Here is a 17,520-nt window from a genome sequence, read left to right as displayed (position 1 = left end):
ACGGCATGGGCTGAACGGCACGGGCTGAACGGCATGGGCTGAACGGCATCGGCCGACCCGCACGAACGGCCCGGACGCGGGCGGGACGCTCGTCCCGGGGGAACGCCACCGGCATCGATAGGGTCGGGCCCGGAGCGGGCCGAGAGCGGCCTGCGAGGGAGGGTTCGCGTTGACCAGTATCGGCATCCCTCAGGAGGCGGACGTCGGCCAGCGGCTCGTCGCCGCCACGCCCCGGACCGTCGCCCAGCTCGTCGCACTGGGGTACGACGTGCTCGTCGAATCAGGTGCGGGTGAGCGTGCGACCTTCGCCGACGCCGCGTACGTCGACGCGGGTGCGCAGATCGTCGACGCCGCCCGGGCGTGGGGCGCCGACGTCGTGACCGCGGTCGACGCACCGACCGACGCGCAGGTCGCGCTGCTGACGCGCGGCGCGATGCTCGTCGCGCTGCTGGCACCGGCCGCGAAGCCCGAACGCGTCGCGACGCTCGCCGCGGCCGGTGTGACGGCCCTCGCGCTCGACGCGGTGCCGCGCATCTCGCGGGCGCAGGCGCTCGACGTGCTCTCCTCGATGTCGAACGTCGCCGGGTACCGGGCCGTGATCGAGGCCGCCGACGAGTACGGCGGCATGTTCTCCGGGCAGGTGACCGCCGCGGGCAAGACGCCGCCCGCCAAGGTGTTCGTCATCGGCGCGGGTGTCGCCGGCCTCGCCGCGATCGGCACCGCCGACTCGCTCGGCGCGCAGGTGCGCGCGTTCGACGTGCGGCCCGAGGTCGGCGAGCAGATCGAGTCGATGGGCGCGCAGTTCGTCCGCGAGCCGCTCGCGCAGCAGGAGATCAGCGCCGACGGCTACGCCAAGCCGCTCACCGAGGCGCAGGAGGCCGCGGCGCTCGACGTCTACGCACGCGAGGCGGCCGAGGCGGACATCGTCGTGACCACCGCGCTCGTGCGCGGGTTCGCACCGACGACGATCACGGCCGAGATGGTCGCCGCGATGCGGCCCGGCTCGGTGATCGTCGACCTGGCGGCCCCCGGCGGCGGCAACTGCGAGCTCACGGTCCCCGGCGAACGCGTGGTCAGCCCGAACGGCGTGGTCGTGCTCGGCTGGACCGACCTCGCGGGGCGGATGCCGCAGCACACCTCGCAGCTGTTCGGCACCAACGTCGTCCACCTCATGCAGCTCCTCACGCCGGGCAAGGACGGCGTCCTCGTGCTCGACCTCGAGGACCCGGTGCAGCGCGGCATGACCGTCGCGTCGGGCGACGAGGTGATGTGGCCACCGCCTGCCGTCGCGGTCTCGGCCGCGCCGGCGGGTCCGGCCGGGCCGAGCGAGGAGGAGCTCGCCACGGCGCGGGCCGCCGCCGCCCAGGCTGCCGCGCTGCGCAAGCAGCGCCGCACGATCGGGTTCGCGCTCGCGGCCGTGCTGCTCACGCTCGGCATCTCGTTCGCGCCGACCGCGTTCCTCGGCCACTTCACCGTCTTCGTGCTCGCGGTCTTCGTCGGGTACTACGTGATCTCCAACGTGAGCCACTCGCTGCACACGCCGCTGATGGCCCAGACCAACGCGATCTCGGGCATCATCCTCGTCGGCGCGCTGCTGCAGATCGGGTCCGACGACCTCGTCGTGACGATCCTCGCGTGCGTCGCGGCGGCCGTCGCGAGCATCAACATCTTCGGTGGCTTCCTCGTCGCCAACCGGATGATCCGCATGTTCCGGAGGGATGCCTGAGATGACGCTCGTGTCCCTGGCCCAGGCCACGTACCTGCTGGCCGCCGTGCTGTTCGTGCTCTCCCTCGCGGGGCTGAGCAAGCAGGAGAGCGCGCGCCGCGGCAACGTCCTCGGGATGGTCGGCATGGTGCTCGCGCTGGCCGCGACGATCGCGCTCGCGCTGCGCGAGTCCGTGCGACCCGCGCTCGTCACCGCGGTGCTGATCGCGCTCGTACTGGCGATCGGCGCCGTGATCGGCACCTGGCGCGCGCGCCGCGTCGAGATGACGCAGATGCCCGAGCTCATCGCGATGCTGCACAGCTTCGTGGGTGCCGCCGCGGTGCTCGTCGGCTACAACTCCTACCTCACCGAGGAGCCCGACGCGGTGCACCTCGTCGAGGTCTTCCTCGGCGTGCTCATCGGTGCGGTGACGCTCACGGGCTCGGTCGTCGCGTACCTCAAGCTCTCCGGCCGCACCTCGTCGGCCCCGCTGAAGCTGCCGGGCCGCAACCTGCTCAACCTCGCCGCGCTCGTCGTCTCGGCGGGTCTGATGGTCTGGTTCATCGTCTCGCCGTCGCTCGTGCCGCTGGTCGCGATGACCGTGATCGCGCTCGCGCTCGGCTGGCACCTGGTCGCGTCGATCGGCGGCGGCGACATGCCGGTCGTCGTGTCGATGCTGAACTCGTACTCCGGCTGGGCAGCGGCCGCCGCGGGCTTCATGCTGAGCAACGACCTGCTGATCGTCACCGGCGCGCTCGTCGGCGCGTCCGGCGCGATCCTGTCGTACATCATGTGCCGGGCCATGAACCGGTCCTTCGTGAGCGTCATCCTCGGGGGCTTCGGCACCGAGGAGGGCACCGTCGTCGCGGGCGGGCCTGTGGGCGAGCACCGCGAGCTGCAGGCCGCAGACGTCGCCGCGCTGCTGCGCGACGCACGCTCCGTCGTCATCACGCCCGGCTACGGCATGGCGGTGGCCAAGGCGCAGTACCCGGTCGCCGACCTGGTCAGGCGGTTGCGCGAGCGCGGCGTCAAGGTGCGCTTCGGCGTGCACCCCGTGGCCGGACGCCTGCCCGGGCACATGAACGTGCTGCTCGCCGAGGCGAAGGTGCCGTACGACATCGTGCTCGAGATGGACGAGATCAACGACGACTTCGAGGACACCGACGTCGTGCTGGTGATCGGCGCGAACGACACCGTCAACCCCGCGGCGCTCGACGACCCGGCCTCGCCGATCGCCGGCATGCCGGTGCTCGAGGTGTGGCACGCCAGGGACGTCATCGTGTTCAAGCGCTCGATGGCCACGGGCTACGCGGGCGTGCAGAACCCGCTGTTCTTCCGCGACAACACGGCGATGCTGTTCGGCGACGCCAAGGACCAGACCGACAAGATCCTCGCCGCGCTCTGACGGCTCGTCGCCTGCCGATCGGCGTCCTACCGCGTGGCGGAGGGTGTCCGGTGGACGGAGGTCCCGGCGCACCGGGCCGCGGACGCTACTAGGGTGAGGACGACAACCGACACATCCTTCGAAGGAGCACCATGGCCAGCATCGAGGCCGTCGGCGCCCGCGAGATCCTGGACTCGCGCGGCAACCCCACAGTCGAGGTCGAGGTCGCACTCGACGACGGCACCATCGCCCGCGCGGCCGTCCCCTCGGGTGCGTCCACCGGCGCGTTCGAGGCCGTCGAGCGCCGCGACGGCGACAAGTCCCGCTACCTGGGCAAGGGCGTCGAGCAGGCCGTCAACGCGGTGATCGACGAGATCGCCCCGGAGATCACGGGCTTCGACGCCACCGAGCAGCGGCTCGTCGACCAGGCGCTCATCGACCTGGACGGCACGCCCAACAAGGGCAAGCTCGGCGCGAACGCGATCCTCGGCGTCTCGCTGGCGATCGCGAAGGCGGCGGCCGACTCGGCCGACCTGCCCCTGTTCCGCTACGTCGGCGGCCCCAACGCGCACGTCCTGCCCGTGCCGATGATGAACATCCTCAACGGCGGGTCGCACGCCGACTCGAACGTCGACATCCAGGAGTTCATGGTCGCCCCGATCGGCGCCACGACCTTCCGCGAGGCCCTGCGCACCGGCGCCGAGGTCTACCACTCGCTCAAGTCGGTGCTCAAGAGCAAGGGCCTGGCCACGGGCCTGGGCGACGAGGGTGGCTTCGCGCCCAACCTGTCGTCGAACCGCGCCGCGCTGGACCTCATCCTCGAGGCCATCGAGGCCGCGGGCTTCGTGCCCGGCCAGGACCTGGGCCTCGCGCTCGACGTCGCGTCGACCGAGTTCTTCAAGGACGGCGCCTACCAGTTCGAGGGCAAGGCGCAGACGCCCGAGTTCATGATCGCGTACTACGAGCAGCTCATCCGCGACTACCCGCTGGTCTCGATCGAGGACCCGCTGTCCGAGGACGAGTGGGACTCGTGGAGCCAGCTCGTCGCCGAGGTCGGCGACCGCGTGCAGATCGTCGGCGACGACCTGTTCGTCACCAACCCCGAGCGCCTCGCCAAGGGCATCCAGCTCAAGGCCGCGAACTCGCTGCTGGTCAAGCTGAACCAGATCGGCACGCTCACCGAGACGCTCGACGCCGTGACGCTCGCGCAGCGCAACGGCTTCACGACGATGACCTCGCACCGCTCCGGCGAGACCGAGGACACCACCATCGCCGACCTGTCGGTCGCCACCAACGCCGGTCAGATCAAGACCGGCGCCCCGGCCCGCGGCGAGCGCATCAACAAGTACAACCAGCTGCTGCGCATCGAGGAGGAGCTGGACGACGCCGGCCGCTACGCCGGCCGTTCCGCCTTCCCGCGGTTCCAGGCCTGACGCACCACGCACCACCGGCGGTCCCCCCGCCGACAGAGAGGCCGGTCGCCCACGCGACCGGCCTCTCTGCCATCTCCACTATCTCCGCACCGTCTCCACTGCCGCCGCCCTCACCTCATCCCCGTCTCCGCCCGCCGCATCTCGAACGATTCGGGTTCTGCGCCCTCGCGGTGGGGGAGGTGGCGGCGGTGGGCGGACGGGGAGGGTGGATGTTCGGTGTGTCGTCGTGAACAGTAGTGCGGGGTGCGTAGTAGTGTGCGATGCGCGGGCACGCAGGGGGTGTCCGCGCACCGGGCGACGACGTCGTGCCGGACGAGGACCGACGAGGAGGGCGCGTGGACACGACGCAGCTGCTGAAGGGGGTGCTCGACGTCGCGGTGCTCGCGGTCGTCGAGGGGGAGGACGGCTACGGCTACGACGTCGTGCGACGACTGCGCGCGGCCGGCCTCGAGGAGGTCGGCGACGCCTCGGTGTACGGGACGCTGCGGCGGCTGTACGCGTCGGGCTCGCTGACCTCCTACGTCGTGCCGTCCGACGAGGGACCGCACCGCAAGTACTACGGGATCAACGCTCAAGGGCGGGCGACGCTCGCGACGCAGCGCAAGGACTGGCACGAGTTCGCGGGCACCATGGCGCGCCTGCTGGGGACGGGGGAGGACAGGTGAGCGTCGTGGACGTCTCCGAGCAGACCGAGGTCGCCGCGTACGCGGCACGCGTGAGGGCCGCACTGGCGGACCTGGGGCCGGAGCAGGTCGAGGAGCTGACGGACGGGCTCGAGGCGAACCTGGCGGACGCGCTCGCCGACGAGCGCCGCCCGCACGGATCGACCCCCGCCGACGAGTTCGGCCCGCCCGCGGCCTACGCGGCCGAGCTGCGCTCGTCGGCCGGGCTGGAACCGGTGCCCGTCCGCCGCACCCGCAGCATGCGCCGAGCGCTCGGCGCCCCGGTCCGGGCCGTCGTGCGCCTCGGCGAGCGGACGCTCGCACGGCTGCGTGCCACCCGGTGGTGGGCACCCGTCGAGGACTTCCTCGTGGTGCTGCGACCGTTCTGGTGGGTCGTGCGCGGCTGGGCCGTCGCCGGGCTCGCGCTGCGGATGCTCGGCACCGAGCCCGGCGGGAGCTGGTGGCTGCCGGGCAGTGCGCTCGGGTGGGCGGTGCTCGGTGCGGCGGTCGTCGCGAGCGTGCAGTGGGGCCGCGGCCGGTGGAGCACGGGGCGGCGCTGGCGCATCGTCCTGCTCGTCGTGAGCTGGGTCGCGGGGTTCGCCGCGGTCGTGCTCGCGCTGTCGATGGCGGGCGGTCAGGACGCGGTCGTCGAGTCGTACGACCCCGCCTGGTACGCACCCGAGGACGGCGTCGTGGTGGGTGGCGAGTACGCGACCAACCTGTTCGTCTACGACGCCGCGGGCCGGCCGGTCGCCGGCGCGCAGGTGTTCGACCAGGCGGGCCACCCGGTGCTGCTCACGCCCGACCAGACGGTGAGCTCCCTGAGCGACCGCATCGGGAACACCAAGTTCGTGCGCATCGGCGGCGTCGACGGCGACGGGTTCACGATCGGCAACGCCTACCCCTGGCTCGCCGTCGAGGCGGGTTCCTACAAGGTCGACGTCGACACGCGCCTGGTCCGCCTGCCCTCGCCGGACTCGGCGGTGGTCGTGCGGACCGGGTGGCCGTTCGCTCTCGTCCCGGAGCTCGGCGTGCCCGGGGCGTTCTCCGGGTCCGACGAACCCGCGACCTCGCCGTCGGTCGAGCCGTCGACCACGCCGTCGGTCGAGCCGACCGGCTCGCCCACGGGGACGCCGACGACGACACCGAGCGCGAACGCCTCGGGCACGCCCGCGCCGAGCACGACGTCGGGCGCCACGCCGAGCCCGTCGGTGTCACCGGAGCCCGCACCGGCGACGACGCCCTGACGCGGGACACGACGAGCGGGCGGTGGGTGCGCGGGTATCCGGGACTGCGCAGGCAGAATCAAGGCATGCCCACCGCTCGCCGCCCGCTCGACCCGCGCTCAGCGGGCCGCCCGGCGAGCGCGCGACCGGTGGCGCGCCCCGCCCGGCCGCGCCCGACGACGGGCGGGTCGGCGGTGCCGGAGCCTCAGCCTTCCTCGATGCAGACCTCCTCGGCGCAGCCCTCTTCGACGCAGCCCGCGTCGAGGCAGCAGGGGGCGAAGCCGCCCGCCGCCGCGCAGGGCACGTCGAAGTCGTCGGCCTCGAAGCCGTCGGCCCAGATGCCGTCGACCTCGAAGCAGTCCGCCTCGGAGCCGTCGGCCTCGAAGCCGCCCGCGGCGAAGCGGCCGGTTCGGGTGCCGTCGCCGACCGCCGCACCGCGCTCGAGCGGTCGCACCGCGGGCTCCGGCCCGGCGGGTGCCCGCCCGACGAGCCGACCGGGCGGCCGCCCGGCGACGCCACCGCGCGGGATCCGCGCGGCGCGGGTGCAGGCCCGCGCGCCGCGGCTGCTCACGGTGCGTTCGATGGTCCTGGGCATCGTCGCGGTGATGGCGTTCGTGCTCGTCTACCCCACGCTGCACACGTACCTGCGCCAGCAGTCGGACGTGCGCGAGCTGCGCGCGCAGGTCGCCGCGGCTCGTGAGCGCAACGAGGACCTGCTCGCGGAGTCGGCGCGCTGGGACGACCCGGCGTACATCGCGGCACAGGCGCGTGAGCGGTTGTCGTACGTGATGCCGGGCGAGACGCCGTACCGGGTCGTCGACCCCGAGATCATCGCGGACGCACCCGAGACCACCGACGAGCCGGCCACCGATGCGGAGGCGGCCGCGCCGCTGGTGCCCTGGTACACCGCGGTGTGGGACTCGGTGACCGTCGCGGGGACGGTCGGGACCGCCGATCCGTCCGACGAGGCCGGCGCGACGGTGCCGGACAGCAGGCCGAGCACGGCGCCGAGCGTCGCGCCGAGCGCGGGAGGCTGAGCCGTGCCGTCCACACCGGTGACCGACCGTGACCTCGAGGTGCTCGCCGAGCAGCTCGGCCGCCCGCCGCGGGGCGTCGTCGGCGTCGCGGCGCGCTGCGTGTGCGGTCGCCCGCTCGTCGTGCGCACGGCACCGCGGCTCGACGACGGCACGCCCTTCCCGACGACGTACTACCTGACCAACCCGCAGGCCGTCGCGGCGGTGAGCACGCTCGAGGCGTCGGGGCTGATGAAGGAGTGGACCGCCCGGCTCGAGCACGACGACGAGCTCGCGGCGGCCTATCGGCGCGCGCACGAGGCCTATCTGGCGGACCGCGAGGAGCTCGGTCACGTCGAGGAGATCGCGGGCATCTCGGCCGGCGGGATGCCGACGCGCGTCAAGTGCCTGCACGTGCTCGTCGGGCATGCGCTCGCGGCGGGACCCGGGGTGAACCCGCTGGGCGACGAGGCGCTCGCGCTGATCCGCGAGACCTGGCGGCCCGACCGCTGCACCTGCTGAGCGCTCGGCGCGAACGTCTGACGCGAACGGCTCGGCACGAACAGCTCGGCGCGAACGGCCCGGCGAACCGGTCGGCGAACCGGTCGGCACGGCGTCGCTCGGGGATGCGAGGATGTCCGCCGTGACGCGCGTGGCAGCCATCGACTGCGGGACGAACTCCATCCGGCTCCTGGTCGCCGACGTCGACCTTGCGGCGGGGACGCTCGTCGACCTCGACCGGCGTCAGGAGGTCGTGCGGCTCGGCCAGGGGGTCGACCGCACCGGCCGGATCGCTCCGGAGGCGCTCGAGCGGACGCTGGACGCGACGCGGCGCTACGCGCAGCGGTGCGAGGAGCTGGGCGCGGCCACGGTGCGGTTCGTCGCGACGTCGGCGTCGCGGGACGCGGAGAACCGGGCGGACTTCGTCGCCGGCGTGCACGCCGCGATCGGCGTCGAGCCGGAGGTCGTGGCCGGGACCGAGGAGGCACAGCTCTCGTTCCGCGGTGCGACGGGCGTGGTCGCCGCGCACCACCCCGGCCCCTACCTGGTGGTCGACCTGGGCGGCGGCTCGACCGAGCTGGTGCTGGGCGTCGACGCACCCGAGGCGGCGTGGTCGATGGACGTGGGCTGCGTCCGGCTGACCGAACGTCACCTTCGCGCCGACCCGCCCACGCCCGACGAGGTGGCGGCGGCGACCGCCGACGTGCGGGCCGCGCTCGACGAGGCGGCGCGCGTGGTGCCGCTGGGTCGCGCGGTCACGCTCGTCGGGCTGGCCGGTTCGGTGACGACCGTGACGGCGCACGCGCTCGGCCTGGCGACCTACCTGCCGAGCCGGATCGACGGCGCGCAGCTCACGGTCGAGCAGACCCTCGCCGCGTGCGACGACCTGCTGCACCGCTCACGTGAGCAGCGCGCGGCGCTCGGGTTCATGCACCCGGGTCGCGTGGACGTGATCGGCGCGGGCGCGCTCGTGTGGGGCGAGGTCGTGCGCAGGGTGCGTGACGAGGTCGCCGCCGCCGGCGGGACGCTCACCGGCACGGTGACCTCGGAGCACGACATCCTCGACGGCATCGCGTGGAGCGCCGCGGAGCGGTTCGTCGGCTGAGCGCGGCGCAGGGCACCGGCCGTGAGAAGACTCACATGCCCGGAGCCGTCGTTGTGCGCAGCGTCACCGCTCCCGGCCGCTGCGGTCTGCGGACACACGGATACCGTTGAGGTATGCCGCATTCTGCCCCGAGCACGATCGACTCCGTCGAGACCGCAGCGAAGGCCCGCGTCGGCAAGCCCCGCAAGGTGCCCCGCGTCGTCATCCTCGGCGGCGGCACCGTCGGGATGTACACCGCACGCCGGCTGCGCAAGCGTCTGGGGCGCCGCGAGGCCGCGATCGTCGTCGTCGACCCCCGCCCGTACATGACGTACGCGCCGTTCCTGCCGGAGGCTGCGGCGGGTTCGATCGACCCGCGCAACGTCGTCGCCCCGCACCGCCGCGCGCTCAAGGGCGTCGACGTGCTGCAGGGCAAGGTCTCGCAGGTCCACCACGCCGAGCGCACGGTCGAGATCACGCCCGAGGAGGGCGAGCCGTACTGGATCACCTACGACCACCTGGTGGTCGGCCTCGGGTCGGTCGCGCGCACGCTGCCGATCCCGGGCCTGGCGGAGCAGGCGGTCGGGTTCAAGAACGTGGAGGAGGCCATCGCGGTCCGCAACCACGTGCTCAACCGCATCGACCTGGCCGCCTCGACCTGGGACCCGGAGCTGCGCCGCCGGATGCTGACGTTCGTGTTCGTCGGCGGCGGCTTCGCGGGCGTCGAGGCGCTCGCCGAGCTCGAGGACATCGCGCGCTACAACGTCCGGCACTACAAGCAGGTCGAGCAGGACGAGCTGCGCTTCGTGCTCGTCGAGGGCAGCCCGCGGATCCTGCCCGAGGTGTCCGAGGAGCTCGGCGGCTACACGCTCGAGCAGCTGCGCAAGCGCAACATCGAGATCCACCTGTCGACCTTCCTGTCGAGCTGCGTCGACGGCCACGTCGTGCTGTCGACGGGCGTGGAGCTCGACGCCGACACCATCGTGTGGACCGCCGGCGTGAAGGCCAACCCCGTGCTGCAGCAGTCCGACCTGCCGCTCGACCAGCTCGGCCGCGTCACCACCAACGCGCGGCTGCAGGTCGTCGAGGCGGACGGCACCGTGGTCGCGGACGCGTACGCCGCGGGCGACTGCGCGGCCGTGCCCGACCTGTACAACCCCGGCCAGTTCTGCCCGCCGAACGCGCAGCACGCGCTGCGCGAGGGCAACCACCTCGGCGACAACCTGGCACGCGTGCTGCGCAGCGCCGAGCCCACCGAGTACAAGCACCGGAACGTGGGTGCGGTCGCGTCGCTCGGGATGTACAAGGGCGTCGCGCAGATGTTCGGCAAGATCAAGGTCCGCGGCTTCCCGGCGTGGGTCCTGCACCGCACCTACCACGTGTTCGCGATGCCGACCGTGAACCGCAAGTTGCGCATCATGGCGGGCTGGACCGGCTCGCTCCTGCTGCGCCGCGAGGTGGTCCCGCTGGGTTCGCTGCACGACCCGCGCGCGGAGTTCCGCGCCGCGTCCGTGCCGCCGCGGCCGCGCGTCGTCGAGCCCGGCGAGAAAGACCCGTCGGTCGGCGGCGCGAGCACGGCCAAGAACGCGAGCTGACCGCCTCCGACGAGTGCGTCGCGCGAGCCCCCGCGCCGGGAGACCGGCCGGGGGCTCGTCGTCTGTCAGGATGCCGCCAGGCCCCCGTAGCCCAATCGGCAGAGGCAGCCGGCTTAAACCCGGTCCAGTCGCGGTTCGAGCCCGCGCGGGGGCACGTTCGCGTCACCCCGTCCGACGAGAGCGCCCGACGAGAGCGTCCGACGAGACCGCCTCGCTCAGCCCAGGCCGGCGGCCGCCTCGGCCTCCTCGATCGAGGTGGACCACTGCGCCTTGGCGCGGCGCCAGCCCTCGTCGTCGACGCCGAGGCGCCAGTACCCGGAGACGGACATGCGCTCGCGGGGGACCGCGCGGTCGACCCGCAGATAGCTGCGCAGGTCGCGCACCGCACCGGCCTCGCCGTGCAGGAAGACGCCGACCGTCCCGTCCGGCCACGGCAGGGCGCGCGCTGCCGCGACGAGCCGCGCACCCGGGACGTCGTCGTCGGTGTGCACCCAGTGCACGCGGATGCCGGACGGGGCGTCCAGCGCCAGCTCGTCGTGCGCGTGCTGGACCTCGATCACGGCGTCGCCGCGCGTGTCGCGGCCGAGCCGCTCGAGGCCGACGGCGATCGCCGGCAGCGCGCTCACGTCGCCGATGAGCAGGTGGTGGTCGACTGCCGGGTCGGGCGACCAGCCGCCACCGGGCCCGAGAACGAGGGCCTCGTCGCCGGGTCGCGCGCTCGCCGCCCAGGGTCCCGCGAGACCCTCGTCGCCGTGCACGACGACGTCGAGCGTGAGCTCGAGCGCCGCCGCGTCGAAGGCGCGCACCGTGTACGCGCGCAGGCGGGGGACCACGCCGTCGGGCAGCGCCGCCTTGACCGTGTCCGCGTCGAGGCGGCCGTCGGCGGTGAGCGGACGTGGCCCCGGCGGCAGGAACATGAGTTTGACGTAGGAGTCGGCGTGCGGGTTCGGGACGAACGGCGCGAGCGTCTCGCCGCCGAGCACGACCCGGACGAGGCCCGGGGTCAGCCGCTCGGTACGGACCACGTGGCTGAGGGCGGGTGCGGGTCGGGCGGGGCGCCCGCCGGTGTCGGTCATGGTAGGTGAGCCTAACCTCGGTTCCAGTGTGCGGCGTCCGGGTCGTGCCCCGTTGGGCACGCCCTGGGGTGTCGTCAACGCCCTATGCCTCGGTCGAGGGAGTCGTTGAGGCGGGCCAGCGCGTCCGCGAGGACGCGCCGTTCGGCGTCGTCCCAGTCGGCGAGCAGCTCGGCGTAGACGCTCGCGCGCGCCTCCCGCGTGCCGTCGAGCGCGGCGCGGCCGGCGGGGGTCATCGCGATGACGGAGCGGCGCGCGTCGGCGTCGTCGCGGCCTCGGCTCACATACCCCGCCGACTCCATCGCGAGGACCTGCCGGGTCACCGTCGACGCGTCGAGGCGCAGGTGCTCGGCGATCTCGTTGATAGCCAGCGGGCCGACCTCCGCGAGCCGCAGGAGGGCGAGGTAGGCGGAGCGCTCGAGCGTCCGGTCGAGCCGGACGTTGCTGCGCCGGTTGCGGTCGGCGAGCCGCAGCAGCATCGCGACCTGCAGCTCGACGTCCCTGACCGCCTCGTCCATGCCGACCCTCCGGAGGTAGGTGTATCGTCCCACGAGTTACCTGCATCATACAGAGAACTAGGACGGCCGCGTGACCACCACCGCACGACGCAACGAACCGCACCGCACCGCGATCCTCGCGACCGCCCTCACCGCGTTCTTCGCGATCGCGGGCATCGCGATCGTGGACCCCATCCTGCCCGCGATCGGCGCCGAGCTGGGCGCCAGCACCTGGCAGGTCGAGCTGTTGTTCACGGCGTACATCGCGGTGATGGCCGTCGGCATGATCCCCGCCGTGATGCTGACGGGACGGTTCGGCTACAAGCGCGTGCTCTCGCTCGGGGTCAGCGTCGTCGCGGTCTCGGCGATCCTCGCGTCGCTCGCGGGCAGCATCGGCCAGCTCGCCGCGCTGCGCGGCCTGTGGGGGCTGGGCAACGCGATGTTCTTCGCCACGGCGATGGTGCTCCTGGTCTCGCTCGCGAACGACCGGGCCTGGGCCGTCGAGCTGTTCGAGACCGCGCTCGGCCTGGGCTTCGCGCTCGGCCCGCTGCTCGGTGGCCTGCTCGGCCAGATCAGCTGGCGGTTCCCGTTCCTGCTGTGCGGGCTGTTCATGATCGTCGCGCTCGTGCTGTCCGTGACCCGGCTGCGCGACCCCGAGGTGATGCCCGCGTCGCTGCGGCTGCGCGAGGTGTGGCAGCCGTTCCGCCGCACCGGGTTCGTGCTGCTGTGCGTCATCACCGGCACGTACAACTTCGTCTTCTTCGTCGTGCTCGGCTACACGCCCGTGTTCCTCGGGCTCGGCGTGGTCCCGCTCGGGCTCGTGTTCACCGCGTGGGGTGTCGGCATGGCGGTCGGCATCCTCGTCGTCGGGCACCGCCTGGCGCACCGGTTCGGGGCCGTGCAGACCGTCGGGTTCGCGCTCGTCGTCCTGCTGGGCACGCTCGTCGGACTGGCGACGAGCCACGCGACGCCGGTCGCGGTCGCGTTCCTCGTGCTCGCGGGCGTGTGCATGGGCGTCGCGAACGCGAACCTCACCGACCTGGCGCTCGCGACCGGCTCACCCGACCGGCGCGTCACGACCGGGTCGTTCAACCTCGTGCGGTGGGGCTGTGCCGCGCCCGCGCCCGTCGTGGCCGGCATCCTGGCCGAGCAGGTCGGTCCGACCGCTCCGTTCTGGCTCGCGTTCGGCGTCCTGGCGTTCGGCGTGCTGACGTTCCTCGTCGCCGGCCACGTCATCGCGCACGGCATCGGCGAGCGCGTCCTGTGGTCGCGCGCGAACGCGGGTGCGCGCGCGGCGGAGGGCTCACCCGAGGAGGCCCTCGAGCTCGTCTGACGATCACGACCACGAGCACGACGACGGCCGCGTCCCACCTCGGGGCGCGGCCGTCGTCGTGCGTCGGAGCGGGTCCGGTCAGGCGTCGCGGCGCTTGAGCTGGATCGCCGCGGCGCCCAGCAGTACGACGACGTAGGCCCACAGGACCGCGAAGCCGCCCCAGGCGGACAGGCCCTGGAGCTCCTCGCTGGCGGCGTTGCTGAACTCGATCTGCGCGTCGGTCGCCATGATCTGGGTGCCCGCGACGTTCGGCAGGTACGGGAACATCGTGTGCAGCGGGTCCCACGGGATCGCGCTGAACACGATCGGCAGCACGATCAGCACGGCGAGCGCGATGCCGAGCGTCGCCGCCGAGTGCCGCAGCAGCGCCCCGAGCGCGAAGGCCAGCAGCGCGATCGTCGCGAGGTAGAGCGCGGTGCCGAGCAGCGCGCGCTGGATCTGGGAGTCACCGAGGTCGACCGACAGGCCCTTCGAGTCGAACAGCAGACGCTGCAGCGACATCGCGATCCCGACGGCCACCGCCGAGACGACGAACACGACGACCCAGACCACGATGGCCTTGGCCCACAGCACGCCCAGGCGCCGCGGCGCGGCCGCGAGGCTCGCGCGGATCATTCCGGTCGAGTACTCGCTCGTGATCGCGAGCGCGCCGAGCACGACGACCGCGACCTGCGCGAGCTGCACCACGGGCTGGAGCACGGCCAGTGCCGCGACCGGGCCGATGCCGGGGTCGACGCCCTCGTCCGACGCGTTCGCGAAGGCCAACGAGATCAGCAGCGCGAGCCCGACGAACCCGACGAAGAACGTGCCGAGCGTCCACGTGGTCGAGCGGACCGTGAACAGCTTGATGCGCTCCGAGCGCAGCAGGCGCGGGAAGGTGACACGGTGCGTCGCCGCACCGACGGCCGGTGCGGTGGCCGGCGTGGTCGTGGCGGCGCTCATCGGACCTCCTCCGTCGTGCTCGTCGCGCCCGTGGCCGGAGCATCGGTCGGCGCGGACTCGTGCGGTGCCTCGGCGTGGAACTCGACCTCGTCCTGCGTGAGGCTCAGGTACGCGTCCTCGAGCGAGCCGCGCACCGGGGTGAGCTCGTGCAGCGTCAGGCCCGCCGCCGCGGCGGTGTCCCCGACCTGCTCCGCGCTGGGCCCGAAGACCTCGAGCAGCCCGGGCTCCGTCGCCGTCACGACGACGTCCGGCCCCGCGAGCAGCTCGGCGAGCCGGGTCGCGTGCGGCGAGCGCACCCGCACGGTCGAGCGGGTGCCGCGGGCCACGATCTCGGAGACCGGGCCGCTCGCGATGATCCGGCCGCGCCCGATCACGATGAGCTCGTCGGCCGTGAGGGCCATCTCGCTCATGAGGTGCGACGACAGGAAGATCGTGCGGCCCTCGCTGTGCGCGAGGAAGCGCACCAGGGTGCGCACCCAGAGCACGCCCTCGGGGTCGAGCCCGTTGACCGGCTCGTCGAGGATGAGCGTGCGCGGGTCGCCGAGCATCGCCGCGGCGATGCCGAGGCGCTGACCCATGCCGAGCGAGAACCCGCCGACGCGCTTGCCGGCGACCTCCGAGAGGCCGGTCATCGCGATCACCTCGGTCACCCGCTTGTCGCTGATGCCGTGGGTCGCGGCGAGCGCCCGCAGGTGGTTGCGCGCGGAGCGGCCGGTGTGGACCGCCTTGGCCTCGAGCAGCGCGCCGACCTCGGTGAGCGGCGAGCGCAGGCTCGCGTAGGGCTGCCCGTTGAGGTGCACGTGCCCGGCGGTCGGCCGGTCGAGGCCCATGATCATGCGCATGGTCGTCGACTTGCCGGCGCCGTTCGGGCCGAGGAAGCCCGTCACCTTGCCGGGCTCTACACGGAAGCTGATGTGGTCGACGGCGAGCTTGTCGCCGTATCTCTTGGTCAGGCCCTCGGCCTCGATCATCGCGTCGTCCTTCGTCGGGAACCGGACACTCGACCCTAGAGGGCAGCGCGCGCGTTCCGGTATCCCCCCACGGTCGTACCCACAGGGAACGCCCGGGTGGCCGCGTGCGTTCCGTACAGTGAATCCCACCAGAGGATCCGACCGCCCGCGGCGCGACCGCGGCAGAGCCGTCCGGAGGACGACGTGGCCAACCCGGTCTTCAGCAACAGCCCGACCTTCGGGGACCCGCGCGACAAGCGCGTCTCCGGCACCGCGGGCACGACGACGGCGCCCGACTCCACGGTCGACGCCGCGACCCTCGAGCAGCTGTACGGCGCACCGAGCGCGACCACCCGCGAGACGGGCCGGCTCAGCTACGACGACGTCATCGTCAAGACCGCCGGCCTGCTGGCGCTCCTGATCGCGACCGGAGCGGTGACCTGGGTGGTCGCCCCCGGGCTGTGGATCATCGGGGCGGTCGTCGGGCTCGTGCTCGGCCTGGTCAACGCGTTCCGGCGCGAGCCGAACCCCGTGCTCATCACGCTCTACACCGTCGCGCAGGGCGTCTTCCTCGGCGGGATCTCGGCGTTCTACGAGGCGCGGTTCCCCGGGATCGTCGGGCAGGCCGTGCTCGGCACGCTCGCCGTCGCCGCGACCGCGCTCGCGCTGTTCCGCTCCGGCAAGGTGCGCGTCACGCCCAAGTTCACGCGCTGGCTCATCCTGTCGATGGTCGGCTACCTCGTGTTCTCGCTGGTCAACGTCGTGTTCATGATCTTCGGCAACTCCGGCGACGGCTTCGGGCCGCTGCGCGCGGGCGGCTGGGGCGTCGCGGTCGGCCTGTTCGCGGTCGGCCTGGCCGCCGCGAGCTTCATCGTCGACTTCGACGCGATCAAGCGCGGCGTCGACGCGGGCGCCCCCAAGAAGATGGCCTGGTCGGCCGCCTTCGGCCTCATCGTCACGCTCGTCTGGCTCTACCTCGAGATGCTGCGCCTGCTGGCGATCCTGCGGAACTGACACCGCGCCTGCGCGCCGGACCTCGGTCCGGTGCCGGGACCATCGACCCGTTGCCACCCGCCGACCTCGCTAGGGTCGGCGGGTGGCCCTCTTCGACCTGCCGCTCGACGAGCTCGAGCGCTACCTGCCCGAGCTCGACGAGCCCGACGACCTGGACGCGTTCTGGGCCTCGACGCTCGCCGAGGCCCGCCGTCACCCCGTCCTCCTCGCCGCCGAGCCCGTCGACACCGGGCTGCGGCTCGTCGAGACGCTCGACCTGACGTTTGCCGGGTACGCCGGCCAGCCCGTGCGCGCGTGGGTCACGCGGCCCGCGGGCTCGTCGGGGGACGCGCTGCCCGCGGTCGTGGAGTACCTCGGCTACGGAGGGGGACGCGGCTTCGCGCACGAGCGCCTGGCGTGGGCGAGCGCCGGCTACGTGCACCTGGTGATGGACTCGCGCGGGCAGGGCTCGTCGTGGGGCGCGGGCGGCCACACGCCCGACGAGGGTGGCAGCGGACCCGCCGTACCGGGCGTCATGACGCGCGGCATCGAGGACCCGCACGACCACTACTACCGGCGCCTGATGACCGACGCGGTGCGGGCCGTCGATGCGGTGCGCGCGCTGCCGGGCGTCGACCCGGCGCGCGTCACCGTGGCCGGGATCAGCCAGGGGGGCGGGCTGGCGCTCGCCGCGGCGGGCCTGTCGGACGGCCTGGTCGCCGCGATGCCGGACGTGCCTTTCCTGTGCCACATCCGCCGGGCGGTGGGGATCACCGACAGCTTCCCGTACGGCGAGGTCGTGCAGTACCTCGCGGTGCACCGCGGCGCGGTCGAGTCCGCGATGCGCACGCTGTCGTACTTCGACGCGATGCACCTTGGCCGGCGAGCGACCGCGCCCGCGCTGTTCTCGGTCGCGCTGCGCGACACCACGTGCCCGCCCTCGACGGTCTACGCGGCCTACCACCACTACGCGGGTCTCGCACCGACGCGTCCCGCGACGCAGATCGAGGTCTACGAGTTCAACGACCACGAGGGCGGCCAGGCGCACCAGCTCGACCGCCAGCTGCACTGGCTGCGCTCGCTGGTGGGCTGACGTCGTGGATGTCGGCGGTGGCTGGCACCATGGTCG

17 protein-coding genes and 1 tRNA gene are annotated in these 17,520 nt (G+C 73.2%); 13 read left to right on the top strand and 5 right to left on the bottom strand.

Translation table 11 applies throughout. The features are described 5' to 3' along the window. Positions 1-169 precede the first annotated feature (169 nt). From CCO02nite_RS08015 to CCO02nite_RS07995, 5 genes are all read left to right on the top strand, one after another. On the top strand, positions 170-1,726 hold the full coding sequence (locus CCO02nite_RS08015) for a Re/Si-specific NAD(P)(+) transhydrogenase subunit alpha (protein WP_146842614.1): 1,557 nt from the start codon (positions 170-172) through the stop codon (positions 1,724-1,726). Between the two features lies 1 nt (position 1,727). Continuing rightward, positions 1,728-3,110, top strand: coding sequence for a Re/Si-specific NAD(P)(+) transhydrogenase subunit beta (gene pntB / locus CCO02nite_RS08010; RefSeq protein WP_146842613.1), 1,383 nt, complete (start codon positions 1,728-1,730; stop codon positions 3,108-3,110). A 131-nt stretch (positions 3,111-3,241) separates the two neighbouring features. Continuing rightward, positions 3,242-4,522, top strand: coding sequence for a phosphopyruvate hydratase (gene eno, locus CCO02nite_RS08005; RefSeq protein WP_146842612.1), 1,281 nt, complete (start codon positions 3,242-3,244; stop codon positions 4,520-4,522). A 335-nt stretch (positions 4,523-4,857) separates the two neighbouring features. Then, positions 4,858-5,187 carry a PadR family transcriptional regulator gene (locus CCO02nite_RS08000; protein WP_146842611.1) on the top strand — a complete coding sequence of 110 codons (330 nt, stop codon included), beginning with the start codon at positions 4,858-4,860 and terminating at the stop codon, positions 5,185-5,187. Then, on the top strand, positions 5,184-6,431 hold the full coding sequence (locus tag CCO02nite_RS07995) for a hypothetical protein (RefSeq protein ID WP_146842610.1): 1,248 nt from the start codon (positions 5,184-5,186) through the stop codon (positions 6,429-6,431). Before CCO02nite_RS08000 ends, CCO02nite_RS07995 begins: the two co-directional genes overlap by 4 nt. A gap of 184 nt (positions 6,432-6,615) precedes the next feature. Here CCO02nite_RS07995 and CCO02nite_RS07990 read toward each other — a convergent pair whose 3' ends face one another. Continuing rightward, on the bottom strand, positions 6,616-7,005 hold the full coding sequence (locus CCO02nite_RS07990) for a hypothetical protein (RefSeq protein WP_146842609.1): 390 nt from the start codon (positions 7,003-7,005) through the stop codon (positions 6,616-6,618). Here CCO02nite_RS07990 and CCO02nite_RS07985 point away from each other — a divergent pair. From CCO02nite_RS07985 to CCO02nite_RS07965, 5 genes are all read left to right on the top strand, one after another. Then, positions 6,992-7,447 (top strand): FtsB family cell division protein, encoded by a 456-nt coding sequence (locus CCO02nite_RS07985; protein ID WP_146842608.1) that lies wholly within the window; start codon positions 6,992-6,994, stop codon positions 7,445-7,447. The genes CCO02nite_RS07990 and CCO02nite_RS07985 overlap by 14 nt on opposite strands. Positions 7,448-7,450: 3 nt before the next feature. Next, entirely contained in the window at positions 7,451-7,945 is a 495-nt protein-coding gene (locus CCO02nite_RS07980) for a DUF501 domain-containing protein (protein ID WP_146842607.1), read from the top strand. Positions 7,946-8,066: 121 nt separating this feature from the next. Continuing rightward, positions 8,067-9,029, top strand: coding sequence for a Ppx/GppA phosphatase family protein (locus CCO02nite_RS07975; protein WP_146842606.1), 963 nt, complete (start codon positions 8,067-8,069; stop codon positions 9,027-9,029). A 113-nt stretch (positions 9,030-9,142) separates the two neighbouring features. Next, on the top strand, positions 9,143-10,603 hold the full coding sequence (locus tag CCO02nite_RS07970) for an NAD(P)/FAD-dependent oxidoreductase (RefSeq protein ID WP_146842605.1): 1,461 nt from the start codon (positions 9,143-9,145) through the stop codon (positions 10,601-10,603). Between the two features lie 80 nt (positions 10,604-10,683). After that, positions 10,684-10,757: transfer RNA gene (locus tag CCO02nite_RS07965), tRNA-Leu, on the top strand. Between the two features lie 61 nt (positions 10,758-10,818). Here CCO02nite_RS07965 and CCO02nite_RS07960 read toward each other — a convergent pair. Together CCO02nite_RS07960 and CCO02nite_RS07955 are read right to left on the bottom strand one after the other, a co-directional pair. Continuing rightward, entirely contained in the window at positions 10,819-11,679 is an 861-nt protein-coding gene (locus CCO02nite_RS07960) for a siderophore-interacting protein (RefSeq protein ID WP_146842604.1), read from the bottom strand. A 74-nt stretch (positions 11,680-11,753) separates the two neighbouring features. Beyond that, positions 11,754-12,194: a MarR family winged helix-turn-helix transcriptional regulator gene (locus tag CCO02nite_RS07955; RefSeq protein WP_146842603.1), complete on the bottom strand. Its 441-nt coding sequence runs from the start codon at positions 12,192-12,194 to the stop codon at positions 11,754-11,756. 70 nt (positions 12,195-12,264) lie between these two features. On the opposite strand from CCO02nite_RS07955, the gene CCO02nite_RS07950 reads away from it, so the two are divergent. Further along, a complete protein-coding gene (locus tag CCO02nite_RS07950) occupies positions 12,265-13,506 on the top strand; it encodes an MFS transporter (RefSeq protein WP_146842602.1) in 1,242 nt (413 codons plus the stop codon). A gap of 78 nt (positions 13,507-13,584) precedes the next feature. Here CCO02nite_RS07950 and CCO02nite_RS07945 read toward each other — a convergent pair whose 3' ends face one another. Then, positions 13,585-14,448, bottom strand: coding sequence for a DUF2705 family protein (locus CCO02nite_RS07945; RefSeq protein ID WP_186812623.1), 864 nt, complete (start codon positions 14,446-14,448; stop codon positions 13,585-13,587). Further along, positions 14,445-15,419: an ABC transporter ATP-binding protein gene (locus CCO02nite_RS07940; RefSeq protein WP_146842600.1), complete on the bottom strand. Its 975-nt coding sequence runs from the start codon at positions 15,417-15,419 to the stop codon at positions 14,445-14,447. Before CCO02nite_RS07940 ends, CCO02nite_RS07945 begins: the two co-directional genes overlap by 4 nt. Positions 15,420-15,602: 183 nt before the next feature. Between CCO02nite_RS07940 and CCO02nite_RS07935 the strand changes: the two genes are divergently transcribed. Both CCO02nite_RS07935 and CCO02nite_RS07930 read left to right on the top strand, forming a co-directional pair. Then, on the top strand, positions 15,603-16,412 hold the full coding sequence (locus CCO02nite_RS07935) for a Bax inhibitor-1/YccA family protein (RefSeq protein WP_146842599.1): 810 nt from the start codon (positions 15,603-15,605) through the stop codon (positions 16,410-16,412). Between the two features lie 82 nt (positions 16,413-16,494). Further along, positions 16,495-17,484 carry an acetylxylan esterase gene (locus tag CCO02nite_RS07930; protein ID WP_146842598.1) on the top strand — a complete coding sequence of 330 codons (990 nt, stop codon included), beginning with the start codon at positions 16,495-16,497 and terminating at the stop codon, positions 17,482-17,484. Positions 17,485-17,520: the final 36 nt, after the last annotated feature.

Source organism: Cellulomonas composti (assembly GCF_007990245.1).
Lineage (GTDB): Bacteria > Actinomycetota > Actinomycetes > Actinomycetales > Cellulomonadaceae > Cellulomonas > Cellulomonas composti.
The sequence above is the reverse complement of the archived record's forward strand: the minus strand, read 5'-3'. Positions and strand labels throughout refer to the sequence as shown.